The 16459-nt window shown below is 64.2% G+C and carries 16 protein-coding genes; 4 read left to right on the plus strand and 12 right to left on the minus strand.

Features of this window, described 5'->3' with window-relative positions; genetic code table 11:
- Nucleotides 1–2 precede the first annotated feature (2 nt).
- The 5 genes from AC0IPL_RS16750 to AC0IPL_RS16770 form a co-directional block, all read right to left on the minus strand.
- Nucleotides 3–176 (minus strand): DUF1328 domain-containing protein, encoded by a 174-nt coding sequence (locus AC0IPL_RS16750; protein WP_474275885.1) that lies wholly within the window; start codon nucleotides 174–176, stop codon nucleotides 3–5.
- Between the two features lie 156 nt (nucleotides 177–332).
- Complete coding sequence (arsB, locus tag AC0IPL_RS16755) at nucleotides 333–1388, minus strand: ACR3 family arsenite efflux transporter (protein WP_474275888.1); 1056 nt, start codon at nucleotides 1386–1388, stop codon at nucleotides 333–335.
- On the minus strand, nucleotides 1385–2674 hold the full coding sequence (gene arsJ / locus AC0IPL_RS16760) for an organoarsenical effux MFS transporter ArsJ (protein WP_474275891.1): 1290 nt from the start codon (nucleotides 2672–2674) through the stop codon (nucleotides 1385–1387). The genes arsB and arsJ overlap by 4 nt, the downstream gene beginning before the upstream one ends.
- Nucleotides 2671–3669 (minus strand): ArsJ-associated glyceraldehyde-3-phosphate dehydrogenase, encoded by a 999-nt coding sequence (locus AC0IPL_RS16765; protein ID WP_474275893.1) that lies wholly within the window; start codon nucleotides 3667–3669, stop codon nucleotides 2671–2673. Before AC0IPL_RS16765 ends, arsJ begins: the two co-directional genes overlap by 4 nt.
- 42 nt (nucleotides 3670–3711) lie before the next feature.
- Nucleotides 3712–4542, minus strand: a complete 831-nt coding sequence (locus AC0IPL_RS16770; RefSeq protein ID WP_474275896.1) for an arsenate reductase/protein-tyrosine-phosphatase family protein — start codon at nucleotides 4540–4542, stop codon at nucleotides 3712–3714.
- Nucleotides 4543–4701: 159 nt separating this feature from the next.
- Between AC0IPL_RS16770 and AC0IPL_RS16775 the strand changes: the two genes are divergently transcribed.
- Entirely contained in the window at nucleotides 4702–5277 is a 576-nt protein-coding gene (locus AC0IPL_RS16775) for an exonuclease domain-containing protein (RefSeq protein WP_474275898.1), read from the plus strand.
- Nucleotides 5278–5281: 4 nt separating this feature from the next.
- Here AC0IPL_RS16775 and AC0IPL_RS16780 read toward each other — a convergent pair whose 3' ends face one another.
- Genes AC0IPL_RS16780 through AC0IPL_RS16795 form a run of 4 tightly spaced genes read right to left on the minus strand, consistent with a single transcriptional unit; the run spans nucleotide 5282 to nucleotide 9211 of the window.
- Nucleotides 5282–6085: an ABC transporter ATP-binding protein gene (locus tag AC0IPL_RS16780; RefSeq protein WP_474275901.1), complete on the minus strand. Its 804-nt coding sequence runs from the start codon at nucleotides 6083–6085 to the stop codon at nucleotides 5282–5284.
- A complete protein-coding gene (locus tag AC0IPL_RS16785; RefSeq protein WP_474275903.1) occupies nucleotides 6085–7149 on the minus strand; it encodes a FecCD family ABC transporter permease in 1065 nt (354 codons plus the stop codon). Before AC0IPL_RS16785 ends, AC0IPL_RS16780 begins: the two co-directional genes overlap by 1 nt.
- The gene (locus tag AC0IPL_RS16790) at nucleotides 7149–8204 is read right to left on the minus strand and encodes a FecCD family ABC transporter permease (protein ID WP_474275906.1); all 1056 of its coding nucleotides are present in this window, start codon (nucleotides 8202–8204) and stop codon (nucleotides 7149–7151) included. Before AC0IPL_RS16790 ends, AC0IPL_RS16785 begins: the two co-directional genes overlap by 1 nt.
- Entirely contained in the window at nucleotides 8201–9211 is a 1011-nt protein-coding gene (locus tag AC0IPL_RS16795; protein ID WP_474275909.1) for an iron-siderophore ABC transporter substrate-binding protein, read from the minus strand. The genes AC0IPL_RS16790 and AC0IPL_RS16795 overlap by 4 nt, the downstream gene beginning before the upstream one ends.
- Before the next feature lie 339 nt (nucleotides 9212–9550).
- On the opposite strand from AC0IPL_RS16795, the gene AC0IPL_RS16800 reads away from it, so the two are divergent.
- Complete coding sequence (locus tag AC0IPL_RS16800) at nucleotides 9551–11665, plus strand: TonB-dependent siderophore receptor (protein WP_474275911.1); 2115 nt, start codon at nucleotides 9551–9553, stop codon at nucleotides 11663–11665.
- 58 nt (nucleotides 11666–11723) lie between these two features.
- Here the strand turns inward: AC0IPL_RS16800 and AC0IPL_RS16805 are convergent, their stop codons facing one another.
- The 3 genes from AC0IPL_RS16805 to AC0IPL_RS16815 all read right to left on the minus strand — a co-directional run bounded on the left by AC0IPL_RS16805 (nucleotide 11724) and on the right by AC0IPL_RS16815 (nucleotide 15033).
- Nucleotides 11724–12611 (minus strand): helix-turn-helix domain-containing protein, encoded by an 888-nt coding sequence (locus AC0IPL_RS16805; RefSeq protein ID WP_474275913.1) that lies wholly within the window; start codon nucleotides 12609–12611, stop codon nucleotides 11724–11726.
- Between the two features lie 251 nt (nucleotides 12612–12862).
- The gene (locus AC0IPL_RS16810) at nucleotides 12863–14059 is read right to left on the minus strand and encodes a Hint domain-containing protein (protein ID WP_474275915.1); all 1197 of its coding nucleotides are present in this window, start codon (nucleotides 14057–14059) and stop codon (nucleotides 12863–12865) included.
- A 257-nt stretch (nucleotides 14060–14316) separates the two neighbouring features.
- Nucleotides 14317–15033: an SDR family NAD(P)-dependent oxidoreductase gene (locus AC0IPL_RS16815; protein ID WP_474275918.1), complete on the minus strand. Its 717-nt coding sequence runs from the start codon at nucleotides 15031–15033 to the stop codon at nucleotides 14317–14319.
- Between the two features lie 230 nt (nucleotides 15034–15263).
- On the opposite strand from AC0IPL_RS16815, the gene AC0IPL_RS16820 reads away from it, so the two are divergent.
- Nucleotides 15264–15818: a sigma-70 family RNA polymerase sigma factor gene (locus tag AC0IPL_RS16820; RefSeq protein ID WP_474275920.1), complete on the plus strand. Its 555-nt coding sequence runs from the start codon at nucleotides 15264–15266 to the stop codon at nucleotides 15816–15818.
- On the plus strand, nucleotides 15819–16454 hold the full coding sequence (locus AC0IPL_RS16825) for a ChrR family anti-sigma-E factor (RefSeq protein ID WP_474275922.1): 636 nt from the start codon (nucleotides 15819–15821) through the stop codon (nucleotides 16452–16454).
- Nucleotides 16455–16459 lie beyond the last annotated feature (5 nt).

Genomic DNA, 16459 nt, shown 5'->3' on the forward strand with positions numbered 1-16459 from the left:
CTTCAGACCGGAGGCTTGCCCTTGATCGCCCGCGCCACCAGCGCGACAACAAAGAGCACCAGAAAGACCAGGAACAAGATCTTTGCGATCCCGGCCGCGGTGCCTGCTACACCGCCGAAGCCCAGCAGCGCCGCAATAAGTGCAATGACCAGAAATGTAAGTGCCCAACCAAGCATGTTCTTACTCCTTTCAGAAGGGCTGCAATGAACTGCAGTTAGCTGTTCAACCCCCAAAGCGGCCATTTGGTTCCCAGCGCGCGCCGCGGCTGCACGCGGACGACCGGTCGGCTGGCGGCACAGCGACGGGTCAGGCGGCACCCAATGCGCTTTATCCTATTGGCAGGACTGGCCTTCTCGGAGAGCGGCTGCCGGGGCCCGTTCCGCGCCGAACTGGGCGCGCGTCCGGTTGGCGACCCATACCAGCGTCAGCATCACCGGCACCTCGACCAGCACCCCCACCACCGTGGCCAGCGCCGCACCAGAGTGCAGGCCGAACAGGCTGATCGCCACCGCCACCGCCAATTCAAAGAAGTTCGAGGTGCCGATCAGCGCGCAGGGGGCGGCGATCCGGTGTGGCACCCGCAGCGCGAAGGCCGCGCCATAGGCGATGAAGAAGATGCCGTAGCTCTGGATCAGGATCGGCACCGCGATCATCGCGATCACCGCGGGACGGTCCAAGATCACCTGCCCCTGAAGCCCGAACAGGATCATCACCGTGGCGATCAACCCGATCACCGATACCGGCTTGATCCGGGACAGGAAACCGGCGATCCGCACGTCGCTGCCCAGATGCGCACGGGTCCACAGCCCGGCCGCCAGCGGCAAGGCCACGAACAGCACCGCAGACAAGATCAGCGTGGTCCAAGGCACAGTGATGTCCGTCACCCCCAGCAGAAAGGCGACGATTGGCGCAAAGGCAAACACCATGATCAGGTCGTTCACCGACACCTGCAGCAGGGTGTAGTTTTCATCGCCCCGCGTCAGCTGGGACCAGACAAACACCATCGCGGTACAGGGGGCCGCCCCCAACAGGATCAGCCCGGCAATGTACTGCTGCGCATCGGCGGGGTGTACAAAGCGCGCGAACACCACCTCAAAGAACAGCACCCCCAGCGCCGCCATCGAGAAGGGCTTTATCAGCCAGTTCACAGCCAGCGTAATGGCCAGCCCCTTGGGCTGGCGGGCCACGTCTTTCAGGCTGGCGAGGTTCACCCCGATCATCATCGGATAGACCATCGCCCAGATCAGCACCGCCACCACGAGGTTGACGCGGGCGACCTCTGCCGCAGCAATGGCATTCATCAGGCCGGGCGCCAGATTGCCAAGCGCAATGCCCGCCGCCATCGCCAGCGCCACCCAGACGCTGAGGTACTTCTCGAAAATGTTCATGACAAGACCTCGTTTTCGGTCGCGGCGGACAGGCGTCCGGCTGCCAGCGCGCTGAGCGCCACCATCACCGCCGCGGTGCCGAGGCAGGCCGACAGGCCGCCGATCTGATAGGTCAGCCCGGACAACACCGTGCCCAAGAGCCGCCCGCCCGCGTTGGCCATGTAATAGAACCCGACATCCATGGTGACCCGCTCCTCCTTGGAGAAGGCAAGGATCAGATATGAATGCAGCGCGGAATTAACTGCAAACAACCCACCAAAGATCAAGAGCCCTGCCACCAGAACCGCGGTCAACCACCCCGCCGGCGCGCTGGCGACCAGCACGGCTGCGGCCAGACCCGCAGGCACCGCCGCCAGCACCGCAGCCCAGGTGCGCGCTGCGGCAATCAACTCTGCTTCGCTGCGGTCGGCCGCCCGCAGCAGACGCGGTGCGGCGGCCTGTACGGCGCCGTACAGGATGATCCAGACCGCCATGAAACTGCCGATCAGGAAAAACGTGGCGCGGTTGCCCGCCTCGCTGCCATCCGACAGCACTGCGTAGAAATAGACCGGAATGCCGACCACGAACCAGACGTCGCGGGCGCCGAACAGGAACACCCTCGCCGCCGACAGCCAGTTGATGTTCGCAGATTTGGAGAACACCTCGGAAAACTTGGCGCCCTTGCGTCCGCGCGGAAGACCCGCAGGCATCGCCACAAGCACCGCGATCAGGATCACCGCCAGCACCGCCGCCATGCCCAGCGTGGCCCAGGCAAAGCCCGCCGTCGCCAACAGCCCCGCCCCCAGGAGAAAGCCCAACCCCTTGACCGCGTTCTTGGACCCGGTCAGCAGCGCAACCCAGCGAAACAGCCCGTCGCCTTCCTTGGGCGCCAGCACCTTGACCGCGGATTTCGAGGCCATCTTGGCCAGATCCTTGGCGACGCCCGACAGCCCCTGCACCCCCATGACAAAGGCCACCGAGGTGGCGATCTGCCAGCTCGGATCCAGCTGCGACAACGCTACCAGCGCCACCACCTGAAGCCCAAGCCCCGCATAAAGCGTCGACGTCAGACCGAAGCGCGCCGCGATCCACCCTGCCGACAGGTTTGTGGCCATGCCCGCGACTTCATACAGAACAAACAGATAGGCCAGCTGCACCGGGCTGAAACCCAGCGTGTGGAAATGCAAAAGCACCAGCATCCGCAGCGCACCGTCTGTCAGCATGAACGCCCAATAGGCCGCCGTCACCGCCGCATAGGCCGCCAGCCCGCTGGGCGGCACGGCGCGTGTGTCAGGGCGCGGTGTCACAGGCTGTCCCCCACCATACGCGCCACGTCCACCAGCCGGTGGGCATAACCCATTTCGTTGTCGTACCAGGCGTAGACCTTCACCTGGGTGCCGTTCACCACCATGGTCGAGGGCGCATCCACGATAGAGGAGCGTGTGTCGTTGGTATAATCCGCGGACACCAGCGGCCGCTCCTCATAGCCCAGAATGCCGGCCAGCGGCCCCTCGGCGGCGGCTTTGAACAGGGCGTTCACCTCCTCGGCGGAGGTTTCGCGGTCCAGCTCGAAGACGCAATCGGTGATCGAGGCGTTCAGCAGCGGCACCCGCACGGCATGGCCGTTCAGCTTTCCGGTCAGCTCCGGATAGATCAGCGTGATCGCGGTGGCACTGCCCGTGGTGGTCGGGATCAGCGAGTTCAGCGCCGAGCGCGCCCGGCGCAGATCCTTGGCAGGCCGGTCCACGATGGTCTGTGTGTTGGTCACATCATGGATGGTGGTGATCGAGCCGTGCTTGATGCCAAAACCTTCGTGCAGGACCTTGACCACCGGCGCCAGGCAGTTGGTGGTGCAGCTGGCGGCAGTCACGATGCGGTGGCGCCGCGGCTCATAGGTCTCATGGTTTACGCCATAAACGATATTCGCCGCATCGCCGTCCTTCACAGGCGCCGACACGACCACTTTTTTTACGCCCGCCTCGAAATAGGGCGCCAGTTTGGCTTCGGTCTTGAACACGCCAGTGCAGTCGATCACCACATCCACGCCGTCCAGCGGCAGGTCTTCTATCCGGCGGCTGCAATGCACCGGCAGGCGGGTGCCGTCGATGGTGATGCTTTCGTCGTCAAAGCTGAAATCGGCTGACCAGCGGCCATGGACGGTGTCGAACTCCAGCAGATGCGCGTGCATCTCGGGTGAGCCGACAGCGTCATTGATCCAGGCGATCTGAACGCCGCTTTCCAACAGCGGTTTCAGTGCCAGCTTGCCCATCCGGCCCAGGCCGTTCAACGCGTATACAGTCATGATCTTTCCTTCGTTTTCCAAGTGGCCCGTCAGAGCGGCCCGTCAGAGGGTCAGCGCGATGTCGTCCACCGCCTTTTGCAAAGACACCCGGTCCAGCTCGGCAATCGGCAGCGCGGCAAAGGCCTGGATCCGGTTCTTCAGCGTGCCGTAGGCCTGCTGAAAGGCGAGGCTCCGTTCCGCATCGCTGCCCTCGGCCTTGACCGGGTCCGGCATACCCCAATGCCCTGAAAGCGGCTGCCCCTCCCAGGTCGGACATTCCTCGTTTGCGGCTTGGTCGCAGACGGTGAAGACAAAATCGAACTTGGGCGCGCCGTCGACCATGAACTCGCTGACATTCTTGGACCGGAGCGGCGCCACATCGTGCCCCTTGGCACGCAGCGTCTCGACCGCAATGGGGTTCAGCTCGGACGACGGTTTGGTGCCTGCCGAAAAGACATTGAAGCGATCCCCGCCAATGCTGCGCAGCAGCGTTTCGGCAAAGATCGAGCGGGCAGAATTGCCAGTGCAGATAAACAGTACGTTGTAACGCGGGTCCGGCATGGTGGGGTCCTCTGGTTTCAGATCGGGCTGGACAGGCAGGCACAACTCCGGGCGACCCCGGCAGCAGTCAAAGAACAGCGCGTCCATGGTCTCGCGGATGCCACCCAGATCCGCCTGATAGTACAGCCAGGTTCCTTCGCGGGCCTGTGTGACCAGCCCTGCCTGCATCAAAGCAGAGAGATATGACGACAATGTGCTGGATTTCACATCCAGCGCTGCGCCGATCTCCCCGGCGGGAACACGGTCTGGATAACGGCGCATCAGCAGCCGGAACACGGACAGGCGCTGGGGGTGCCCCAGAACGGACAGACGGAGGGGAATCGTTTTTTCCATATTTCGGGTTTTATCGAAATATTGAGGTCAGGCAAGAGAGAAATGGCCGGTTGCCCCGCCCACAGTTTCGGTCGAGCGGTTGCCATCGGGCGCGAACACGGCTCTACTCCCCAAAGTTACCTGCCGGCCGAACCGCCGGGAGAGGCTACGGAGCGCATGATGACGAACACCCCCACCTTGACCGGTCTTTTGAACCAGCCGTTTGGCGCCGCGCCGCCGCCCCTGCCGCACGGGCCGTTCCGGTTCTTTGCGCTGGACGTGGAGACGGCCAATCATGATCGCGGCAGCATTTGCCAAGTGGGCGTGGCCTGCGTCCGGCAGGACGATACGATCGAAACCTGGTCAACGCTGGTCAACCCTCTCACGAACCGATGGGTTTTCAGCGGCTTGCACGGCATCACGGCGGCCATGGTGCGGGCAGCGCCGACCATTTGCCGCGTCCTGGATCTGTTGGAGCCGGCGCTGAGCGGTCGCACCGTTTACCAGCACTCGGGGTTCGACCGCAGCGCCATCCGGGCCGCCTGCGCCGGGTTGCAGCGCGCCGAGCCGCAGTGGGGCTGGCAGAACAGCGTCAGCGTCGCGCGCCGGGCCTGGCCCGAGCTGAAGGGCAACGGCGGTCACGGGCTCGCATCCCTCAAGACCTATCTGGGCTTGGATTTCGAACACCATGACGCGGGCGAGGATGCCCGCGCAGCCGCCGAGGTGGTCCTGCACGCCGAAGCTTGCAGGCGCTAGGGTCTCACAGAACCCCGTGACGTCCGATCGGCAGCATCATCGGTCGCCCCGACACCGGATCCGGCACCACCCGGCAATCGAGGCCAAAGACCTCTGCCACCATGGCCGGGGTCAGGATCTCTTCGGGTGGGCCGGCGCGGTGCAGCTTCCCCCCCGCCATGGCCGCAAGCCAGTCGCAATAGCGCGCGGCCAGGTTCAGATCGTGCAGCACCATCACCACCGTCGTGCCGCGGTCGTGGTTCAGGTCGCGCAGCAGGTCCAGCACTTCGATCTGGTGGTTGATGTCCAGAAAGGTGGTCGGCTCGTCCAGCAACAGAATCCCGGTCTCCTGCGCCAGCGCCATGGCGATCCATACCCGCTGACGTTGCCCGCCCGACAGCTCATCCACGTCCCGGTCCGCCAGATCGGCGGTGCCAGTGGCCTCCAGCGCGGCCAGAACGGCGCGCTCGTCCGCTGCACTCCAGCGCGCGAACAGCCCCTGATGCGGGTGGCGACCACGCCCGACCAGATCCAGAACGGTGATCCCGTCTGGCGCAATCGGCGTCTGCGGCAGCAGGCCCAGATTTCGGGCCAGACTGCGCGGGGCTATGCGATGAATGTCCGCGCCATCCAACAGCACCCGTCCCCGCTCCGGCGGCAGCAGCCGCGACAGCGCGCGCAAGAAGGTCGATTTGCCGCAGGCGTTGGCGCCAACAATGCCGGTTATCCGCCCCTTCGGCACCTCGAAATTTACGCCGCGCAGCACGCTGCGGCCACCATATCCGGCGTGCAGGTTTTCGGCGCTTAGCTGTTTCAGGTTCGGGCGCATCAGGCGGTTCCTTTCCGGTGCATGTGGACAATCAGGTAGAGCAGATAGGGCGCGCCCAGCACACCTGTGACGATGCCCACCGGATAGCGCGCGGGCAGCAGGATCTGCCCGGTGAAATCGGCCAGCACCACCAGCAGCGCCCCCACCAGCGCCGACAGGATCAGCAGCGGCCCGCCCGCGCGGGTCAGGCGGCTGGCGATGGGGCGTGCCAGAAAGGCAACGAAGGAAATCGGCCCGCAGACCGCAGTTGCAACGGCGATCACGCCCACGGCCGACAGCACCACCAGCAGGCGGCTGCGCGCTACCGCAACCCCGATGGCGGCGGCGGTGTCATCCCCCATCTGCAACGCCGCCAGGGCGCGGCTCTGCGTCAGCAGCAGCCCCCCCAACAGCAGCAAGGCCACCGCCAGCGGCACGGACTGGTCCAGCGTGGCACCGTTGAGGGTGCCGCTCAGCCAGCGCAGCGCCTCCTGCAGGCTCCAGCTCGGCGCCTTGGACAGGGCATAGGCGACAAAGCTGTTGAGCATGGCGGCGATGCCGATCCCCACCAGGATCAGCCGCCCGCCAGCCACCCCGTCACGCCAGGCCAGCAGATAGATCGCCGCGGCCACCACCAATGCTGCCAGCACCGCGAAGACCGCGATCCAGACACCGCTCACCCCCAGGAACACGATACCGCCCACCGCGGCGGCACTGGCCCCGGCCGAAATGCCGATGATGTCGGGGCTGGCCAGCGGATTGCGCAGCAGCACCTGAAAAGCGGCCCCCGCCAGTCCAAAACCCACCCCCGCAAGCGCCCCCACCAGCGCGCGCGGCATCCGCAGCTCGCGCACGGTAAAGGTCTCGCCCGGCACCGTGCCGCCTGCCAGCACGCGCAGCACGTCCAGCGGCGCGGTGACCGACTGGCCCACGGTCAGGGTCAGCGCAATTCCGGCCAGCACCAAGCCCGCGATCAGCCAGGTGACCCGCAGCAGCCCGCGCCTGCGGGCCAGGCGCATGCGGCGGAACGTCTGCAGCGGCGGCAGGTCAGGCGGCGCAACGCCTGCTTGGACAGAAGAGTGCATCACAGCTCACGGATCCTTTTGCGGCGGACAATGGCAATGAAGACAGGGGCGCCGACAAAGGCGGTGACGACCCCGGCCTCCAGCTCTGACGGGCGGACCAACATGCGGCCGACAACATCCGCCAGCAGCAGCAGGATAGCGCCGCCCAGCGCGCTCAGCGGCAGCAGGGTCCGGTGGTCCACCCCTGCCAGCAGACGGCAGGCATGTGGCACCACCAGCCCGACAAAGCCGATCGGCCCGCACACCGCGGTCGCCGCGCCGCACAGGATGACCGCCCCCAGCGCCGCCGCCATGCGGGCCACGGCGACCCGTTCGCCCAACGCCGCTGCGGCCTCGTCCCCCAGTGCCAGCAGGTTGAGGTTGCGCGCTGACAGCAGTGACAGCAGCGTTCCGACTGCCAGGAATGGCAGCATCGGCAGGATGGCATCATAGGTCGCACCGCCCACGCCACCGATCTGCCAACTTTGGACACCCTCAGCGATATCGCCGCGCGGCAGGATGATCGCCACCGTGAAGGAAGCCAACGCCACGGAGGCTGCAGCCCCCGCCAGCGCCAGTTTCAGCGGCGAGGCCCCGCCGCGCCCCAGGCTGGCGACCGCATAGACAAAGCAGGCCGCCACCGAGGCGCCGCCGATCCCCGCCCACAGGAACCCGACGCGCGACTGCATGTCGAACCAGGCGACGCCGATGACCACCGCCATGGCCGCACCCGCGTTGCCCCCCAGGATACCCGGATCAGCCAATGGGTTGCGGGTCACCCCTTGCATCACTGCACCAGCCAGCCCCAGACCGGCCCCGGCCAGTGCCGCCAGCAGGGTGCGCGGCATGCGCATCTGCACCACCGCCTGCTCCAGCGTCTCGGCCTGCCCGTGCAGGCCCGCCCATACGTCCTGCCAAGCCACCGGCCGTGCCCCCCAGGCCAGAGAGGCCAGACCGGCCAGCCCCAACACCAGCAACAACAGCGCACCACTCCAGCCGGCGCCGAGCCAGCCCAGGCGCGACCTCGGCTGGCGTGCGGCAGCCGCGCCGCGGGTACGGGCGCCTGCAATGCTCATTCGGCCTGCCGTGCAGCTTTGGCCAGGCGGCTGACGTAGCTGTCCAGAACCCATTCGATTGCCAGCGGCGTCGGGTTGGCGCCGGTGCCTAACGGGTCATTGTTCATCAGCACCAGGGCGTCATTGCGGATCACCGGCATGCGCGCCGTCAACGGGTTGCTGCGCAGGCTATCCAACAGATCGTCATTACCATAGGTCACGGCGATGTCGACATCGGTGAACTCGTCGATCCGCTCGACGCTGATCTCCCCCGCGTACCGCCCCGGTTTGCTGGCCTCGCGCACGCTTTGCGGCGAGACCATGCCCAGATCCTCAAAGAACTGCACCCGCGGGTCATTGGCGGAATAGAAACGGATTACGCTCAGATCGCGTGCCCGCAGGTGGGTGATGAACATTGCTCGTTTGCCCTTGATCTCGGGATGTTTGGCAACCGCATCAGCGATGCGGCGTTCGATGCGGGCGATCAACGCCTCTCCATCCGCCGCCCGGCCCATGGCGGTGGCATTCAGGCGGATCGTTTCGCGCCAGGTGATCGCCCAGGGGCCGACGGTGTAGGCCACGACCGGTGCAATCTTGCTCAGCGTGGCATAGTCGGACGGGCTGATGCCGGAATAGGCCGCAAGGATCAGGTCCGGTTTGGTCGCCGCCACCGCTTCGAAATCAATGCCGTCCCCCTCGTCGAACAGCGCGGGCATCTCTGCGCCGAGGTCTGCCAATCGTGCCTCTACCCAGGGAAAGACGCCGTTGCTGTCGTCATCACCGAAGTTGACCTTGGCAAACCCCACCGGCACCACCCCAAGCGCCAACGGCACCTCGTGGTTGCTCCAGCCCACGGCGGCGATGCGTGTGGGTTTCTCTGGCACTATGGTGGTGCCCAGCGCGTGTTCGATCCGAACTGGAAAATCATCGGCCCGCAAGGATGTTGCCATCGTCAGCGCAATGGACAAAACCGCCAGGACCGTCGGCAAAATCGCCAGCCGCACCGGCACCCGCATCGTCTTTCGCATCGTCACTCTCCTGTGTTCAGATCAGCCCTTGGCGGTGCCGGTAACCGCCGCGCAGGCCGCCGGTCAACCGATGCCGGCGGAGCGCAGGTCAGTTTCCCGACAAAAACACTAAACAAACCGCAGGAACCAACCAAAAAAGTGGATTCCTACAATACCGGCCTGCCCCCGGCTGCGTAGAGAGCGCCGCGAACGAAGGGAAAGCCACGTCCCGGCTGTCGGCAGACAGAGCCGCGGCACCAGCGCCACCGACTTCACCTTCCGGTCCAGCCCGCAGCCGCGCGCAGGCCGCCTCAAACCGCATCTGCGGACAACCACTCACACTCCTACGGGTACAGTAGAATGCAATCTGACTTTTCGACCCTTTCCGGCGACGGCAGCAGCAAGGCCCGCCGTCTGACAACGGTCCTTCTGGGCTGTTCCGCCCTCACCTGCGCCCCGGCACTGGCGCTGGCGCAAGACAGCACGGCCGCCAGCGTGACGCTGGAAACAATCACCGTGCAGTCAGGGGACGACAGCACCACCTTCGTCGCCGAGGAAACCGCTGCGGGATCAGGCCTGTCTGCCGATATTCTGGACACGGCGGCGACGGTGTCGGTGGTAACTGCCCGCGAAATCAAGGCCCGCGGTGCCGAGACCATCGAACAGGTGGTGAACTATACGCCTGGGGTGGTGACGGACTACTACGGCGCCGACCACCGCTTCGACTATTTCCGGGTACGCGGCTTTGACGCCTATACCTACCGCGACGGGTTGCGCATCGGCAGCAACTTTGGCGGTGTGCGCGAGGAACCTTATGCCTTTGACCGGGTGGAAGTGGTGAAGGGCGCCAACTCCACCACCTTCGGCGTCTCTGACCCCGGCGGTGCCGTGAACTTTGTCAGCAAGACGCCAAAGTCCGGCCGCTATGGCGAGGCCTACCTGTCCTTTGGCAGTTTCAACAAGGCAGAAGTCGGCTTTGATTTTGGTGACGACCTGAACGACACCGGCACGCTGGCCTATCGTCTGGTCGGAGTGCTGCGCGATGCGGATGCCGAATGGGATTACTCGCAGGACGATGAGAGCTATCTGGCCGCCAGCCTCGCCTGGCGCCCCTCGGACACCACCAGCCTGGTGTTCAGCCTCGACCACCTGAACCGCGACTCCGTGCCCGGTGGCGGCGGCCATCCAGTAAACACCGATTTCGACGCCAGCCGCTACTTCGGTGAGCCGGATTTCAATTACCGCGGCATCGACCGCACCACCGCCACGCTGATGTTCGATCATGAATTCGGCAGCGGTCTGCAACTGGGCGTCTCTGCCCGCTACACCGACCTGGAGTCGGACTTCGGCTATGTCTACCTGGATGACCGCGGCAGCCCCGGAGATGGCTCCACCGACCGGGCGCTTTTCGCCAGCGACAGCGCGGGCGAGGATTTTGTGCTGAATGCCAACCTGCAATACAACGCAATGATCGGCTCGGTGCGCAGCCGGACCCTGGCCGGGATCGAATACACAGACGCCAGCACAGACAGCATGAACTGGTGGACACCCGCGGATCCGATCACCGACCCTGACACCTTTACCTACACCGGCGGCTACAGCCTGGACGGGCTGGCCCCTTACCGCAACCGCCGGACCGAAACCACGACCAAGAGCGTGTACCTGCAACAGGAATTGACCTTCAGCGACCGTCTGATCACCAACCTTGGCCTGCGCTATGACGACGGCGAAACCATCCAGACCAATCTGTTCAACGGCGCGGTCAGCCGCGGCGAATACGACGACACCACGGCGCGCCTTGGCCTGACCTACAAGATCACGCCTGATCTGTCCGTCTACGGCAACTACGCCGAATCCATCGTTCCGGCAGGGCTGACGGTGGAACCAGAGCGCGGCGAGCAGCTGGAAGCGGGCGTGAAGTACCGCCCGGCCGGCGGGCGCGCTTTGCTGACAGCCTCGGTTTATGATCTGACCAAGTTCAACATGACCGTGACCAATCCCAACACCATGCTGGAAGAAACCATCGGCGAATCCCGTGTGCGCGGCATCGATCTGGAAGCCAAGGTCGACCTGTTTCGGAACGTCTCGGTCATCGCGGGCTATTCCCATATGGATTCGGAGATCGTCAACGATGGCGATGGCGGCAATGGTGGCAACGCGTTGCAGTTCGTGCCCGACAACATGGCCTCGGTCTGGGTGAACTATACGCTGCCGGGTCAGGGCGCGCGCGGCGATATGACCTTTGGCCTGGGCGCGCGCTACACCGGGGCGATGTGGTTCGACAATGCCAACACCCGCGAAGGAGAGTCCTTCACCGTGGTCGATGCGGCGTTTTCCTATGACCTGGCAGCGGACACCAGCCTGCAGCTGAATGTGACCAACCTGCTGGACGAAAAGCATGTGACCGGCGGCATCGGGGCCAATTGGTATTCCCCCGCCCGCACCGTCAGCGCCACGCTGACCCGCCGCTGGTAAACGTCATGGCGCCCGCACAGGCATTTGTCCGGGCGCCATACCGCTCACCGCAACGCGATCACCCGCTGAGCGAGCGACGCCAGTTGGCGGGGGTCTGCCCCGCCACCGTGCGAAACACCTTGGTGAAATGCGATTGATCGGCGAAGCCGAGACGCCCGGCGATCTCCGCGACGCTCAGCCCGGTTTCCCGCAGCAGTTCCTGAGCGCTGCGCACCCGCTGCTCTTTTTGCCATTGCAGGGGCGACATGCCAGTTGTGCTTTTGAAGGCATGCGAGAACCAGCTTTCCGACAGCCCCACGACCGCCGCCATGTCAGACACCGGCATCCGCCGCCCGCCGCGTTTGGCAAAGGCGGAGTTCAGCTTTTGCATCTGATAGGATGTCAGCCGCCCCGCGCAGCGTTGCGGTGCCGCCAGTTCCGGCGACAGGGCCGCCATCAGCGCGGCGCGGGCGAGGCTTTCGAAGTAGAGATCATCATGCGCGGCGTTGGAAATCTCGTGGATCAGAAGCGTTGCCAGGCTGTGGATCTGCGGCGTGCTGGCGCGCTCCAACATCCGGCTCATCAGCGATTCGGCCAGGTTCTCGCCCAATGCGGGCACCAGGTCATTTCGCAGCCAAGTTGGGTCAAAATGCAGATCCAGATGCCGAAACTCCAGCCCTGCAGTGAAATAGCTGCGCAGCGTGAACCCCGCTGGCACATAGACGATGCCCGAAACCGGCCGTCCCGCCCACTTGGGATCCGCGCCGCCTTCGCAGACCTGCACGCTGGACATGTCATCCGTGAACAGCATCAGTCGCGGCACATCCGACCAATAGGTGCCGCTTGCCCCGCGACCGGCTTTGGCCTGCCAATGCAGCCCAAGCACCCCATTGCAAAACCGCGAAACCGCGGGATCTGTGACCTCGACTCCGGCCGTTCGCCCCCGAAAATTCTGAAGCAGCGTCATCTTCGTATTCCTTGCCTGACACGAATGGATGAACTGCTGGCGGGTGACCCTGGCGCCGCGAAATGCTGACGCAGCGGCCCATGCTGGCTGGCAAGTTTCCGGCAGCCACCATACAGCGATCGCATCAGGATTTCCAAGGGCCCCGCGACAGGTCCGTCCTGCCCCCTGATATCTGCCCTGCCACTGCCCTGCATCTGCCCCTCACCCGGCCCTGCGCGGCCCGTCGCGACGGACCTGGGACGCGGCGGAGCTCAGGCGCAGTACAGGTCCTTGCGGTTCTGGCGGTGGCGGCTGACCAGTTTTTTCTGCTGTTCGCGCGACGGGACTTTGCGCGCCGGTGTCGGGTCCGACCGGCCATGGGCCGCGTCTGGGAAGATGGCCATGAACTCCTGACGCGCCGCTTTGCTCAGCGCAGCAATCGTTTTTCGGTTCGCTAGAAAACTCTCGGTCGGGGCACCGTCGGCAAAGACAATTTCGTGCGCGCCTAGAACCAGGTGGAAGTATTCGACCTCCTCCAACGCGTCACACACATCGACCCCCGACAGGCTGGTCAGCCGTATCGCGGCGACCATGACCGTGTCGCAGTCAAACATGCGTCGCACGATGCTGGAGCGCACCACCATCCGATGCTGACGCGACACCAGCAGGTCTTTGACCGGCACACCATCCCCCAAAGCGTCGGCGGCAATGCGCACCGGATACAGCTTATGGTTCCGCGCCAGCTCCTGCCGCGTGATCCGGCGGCGCAGAACCAGCCGCACACGCTGAAACCCATTGTCCAGTGTCTGCACCATGTCGCCCTGGCGCAGTTCTTCCACCGGAACCGCGCCTGCCTGCGTGGTCACCAGTGTTCCGCGGGTCAGGCAGGCCACCGCGGTCGGGACCAGATCGCCGTCAACCTTCATCGAGTCGATATCGGAATTCCACTTCAGGTCGCCCAGAAACCCGCCTTCGGGCAATCCGGTAAAGTCGACGACCATGGTGGTGAACAGATCCCCCTGCGCGGGGCTGCCTTGCAGATTGACGATACCGGAGTACGTGACGGCGAGCTCACCGGTCATCGTGTCGTGTTCCGGGGCAAGGTGAAACGGGAAACCGTTTTTCGACCCTGCCGTGGACCCGCCCGCCGGGTCGTCATCGGTGGTAAAGGTCGTATCAAACACTGAGCTGGCGGGTTGCAGGTCAATTTCCAGCGACGTCAGCATCTTGGTCGCCGACAGCTCGTGCCATTCGTTGCCATAGAACAGGTCCACCCCCTGCCCATTCGCCCCCCCATTGGTATAGGGGTCAAGCGCCTCCCAAGTCAGGACCTCGGTCGTGCCGTCAGCATAGGTGGCCACGATTCTTGCCCCGTCCAGATCGACGCCGCGGGACATCGTATCCTCTCGGATGCCATGCACGCTTTCATGCGGGCTTTCCTCGGTTCTGAGGATATCAATGCCTGGCACGTCACATATCTCCCAATGTCTGCATACCGTGTGCGACCACTCAGGGCCATCGGAACGGCGCAGCGGGCACGCCCCCCCAGTTATGGCAAGGCTGTGCCCCAAATACCCGGAACGCGGTAGACCTTGCGTATCAAGGCGACATTAATAAGGCATATTTGGCCCCTGCCTGTGACAAGCCAGACCTCCGGCGGCCTTGGCCCGGCAGCGCCTGACAGCCACGGCGCGGTGGCGTTGCGGCCTGAGGCCTGAGGCCAGGTTTAAGGCGGGATGCGACTGCCATCCCACGCCATGCAGCTGCCGCTGTCGGCGGGCGTCAGCTGTTCGATCACGGCGATCATCCGGCTGACGGAGACCTGCGGCGAGAACAACTGTCCTTGGGCGAGGTTCCTTTGAAATGGCTGGGACAATGCGCTGTCGACGGTGCCCGGGTGCAATCCCACGGCGATAGCCTCCGGGTTGCGACGGCGGATCTCTATCGCGGCCGTGCGAATAATCATGTTCAGCGCCGCCTTGGACGCCCGATAGGAATACCAACCGCCAAGGTGATTGTCCGAAATGCTGCCAACCCGGGCGGAGAGGGCCGCGAAAACCGCACGCCTGTCACGAGGCAGCAAAGGCAGAAAATGCTTGGCGATCAGGGTCGGGGCAACCGTATTGGCCGAATACAGCGTCAGCAGTTTTTCGGCGCTCAGCTCCCGCAGCGACTTTTCCGGCATCACACCGTCCTGATGCAGGATCCCTCCCGCCACGATGACCAGATCCACCGGGCCGATGCGGGCAACCTGTTCCGCCGCGTTTTGCAGGCTGTCTTCCTTTAGATAATCCACCTCAACCGCGCGTACGCCAGCCATGGTGGTATCTTTCGGGCTGCGGGACATGCTGTGAATGCAGGCCTCCGGGTATCTCCCGGCCAGTTCACCAACAAAGGCGGAGCCGATCGCGCCGGACGCGCCGCTGACAACGATATTGTGCATGGCTGACCACTTTCCTGCTGAGGGTTGCGTTTTATACGGCGCGCAATTGCAGCTGGATCAGTTTTTCTCACCGCGCCGCCCACCCGCGCCATTGCTGCTGCGATAAAATCGTCGCGCGCCATGATCCAACTTCCACACCACCCCGTATCCGGACTATGCTGACACTAAACATGGACAGGTCACCCGATAAAAATGTCGTGCTTCGGGCATCCCCTGGGGGCAAAGCAGCAGTGTCAAAAGACAACTCGTACTCGCAGCTGACAGTCTGGCTTCTGTCGGTGCGCGATCACCGCGACCGCGCGGCTTTTGGAGCAATGTTCGACTATCTCGCGCCGCGGCTGAAAGGGTTTGTCATTCGCTGCGGTGCCCGACCCGTACTGGCCGAAGAGATCGTGCAGGACGTCATGCTGACAATCTGGCGCAAGGCGGCGATGTTTGACCCGCACAAGGCACAGGCGTCTGCCTGGATTTACCAGATTGCCCGCAATCGTCATATCGATATTGTCCGCAAGGAAAGCCGCCCGTTGCCTGACGAATTGGCCGAAGACCCCGAACGCGAACCCGATGCCAGCCAGATCCTCGCGCTCGAACAGGAGACCCTGAAGCTGAAACAGGCCATCGCGCAGCTGCACCCCGATCAGAAAGAGATGATCGAAAAGGCCTATATTGGCGATCTGACCCATCAGGAAATCAGCACCCAGACCGGCTTGCCGCTGGGCACAGTGAAGTCGCGCATACGCCTTGGACTTGGGCGGTTGCGCAAGGAACTAAAAGGATTGCGTTGAATGTCTGCAATCACTCATCACATCCCCGACCCGATGATCGCAGCCTATGCGGCGGGTCAGCTGCCGCATGCCTTTTCCATGGTTGTCGCCAGCCATCTGTCGCTGTGCCGCGATTGCCGGGCAGCCCTTGGTGCGCATCAGGCAGTCGGCGGCGCGCTGTTGGAAGAAGCCACCTGCGTGGCGATGTCACAGGGTGCCAAATCGGAACTCATCGCGCGGCTTGACCAACCCGCCCCGCCAGAGCCGATCTATGACGCCCAGGGCATCTATCCGGGTCCGGTGATGCAGTCGCTGAAAGGGCAGTCGCCACGTTGGAGAACACTGGGCATGGGGGTTCGGCAGAACATCCTGTTCGAAGATGAGGCCGGTTCTGCCCGTCTGCTGTATATTCCGGCGGGCCAGGCGGTGCCGGATCACAGTCACAACGGGCTGGAACTCACACTGGTGTTGCAAGGCAGTTTCAGCGACGAGACCGGGCGCTTTGGTGTCGGGGATGTCGAAATCGGCGATGAAACGCTGGATCATACGCCGGTTGCGGATGCGGGCGATCCCTGCATCTGCCTTGCGGCGACCGATGCGCCGCTGAGGTTCAGGGCCTTCATGCCACGCCTGCTGCAACCCTTGTTCCGGATCTGACAGCA

This window comes from Leisingera sp. SA32 (assembly GCF_056033425.1).

Coding starts and splice junctions, on each gene's coding strand:
- AC0IPL_RS16795 (WP_474275909.1), bottom strand. CDS start 9,211: ATGCGAAAGACGATGCGGGTGCCGGTGCGGCTGGCGATTTTGCCGACG.
- AC0IPL_RS16770 (WP_474275896.1), bottom strand. CDS start 4,542: ATGGAAAAAACGATTCCCCTCCGTCTGTCCGTTCTGGGGCACCCCCAG.
- AC0IPL_RS16825 (WP_474275922.1), top strand. CDS start 15,819: ATGTCTGCAATCACTCATCACATCCCCGACCCGATGATCGCAGCCTAT.
- AC0IPL_RS16765 (WP_474275893.1), bottom strand. CDS start 3,669: ATGACTGTATACGCGTTGAACGGCCTGGGCCGGATGGGCAAGCTGGCA.
- arsB (WP_474275888.1), bottom strand. CDS start 1,388: ATGAACATTTTCGAGAAGTACCTCAGCGTCTGGGTGGCGCTGGCGATG.
- AC0IPL_RS16785 (WP_474275903.1), bottom strand. CDS start 7,149: ATGCACTCTTCTGTCCAAGCAGGCGTTGCGCCGCCTGACCTGCCGCCG.
- AC0IPL_RS16790 (WP_474275906.1), bottom strand. CDS start 8,204: ATGAGCATTGCAGGCGCCCGTACCCGCGGCGCGGCTGCCGCACGCCAG.
- AC0IPL_RS16805 (WP_474275913.1), bottom strand. CDS start 12,611: ATGACGCTGCTTCAGAATTTTCGGGGGCGAACGGCCGGAGTCGAGGTC.
- AC0IPL_RS16780 (WP_474275901.1), bottom strand. CDS start 6,085: ATGCGCCCGAACCTGAAACAGCTAAGCGCCGAAAACCTGCACGCCGGA.
- AC0IPL_RS16815 (WP_474275918.1), bottom strand. CDS start 15,033: ATGCACAATATCGTTGTCAGCGGCGCGTCCGGCGCGATCGGCTCCGCC.
- AC0IPL_RS16800 (WP_474275911.1), top strand. CDS start 9,551: ATGCAATCTGACTTTTCGACCCTTTCCGGCGACGGCAGCAGCAAGGCC.
- AC0IPL_RS16775 (WP_474275898.1), top strand. CDS start 4,702: ATGACGAACACCCCCACCTTGACCGGTCTTTTGAACCAGCCGTTTGGC.
- AC0IPL_RS16750 (WP_474275885.1), bottom strand. CDS start 176: ATGCTTGGTTGGGCACTTACATTTCTGGTCATTGCACTTATTGCGGCG.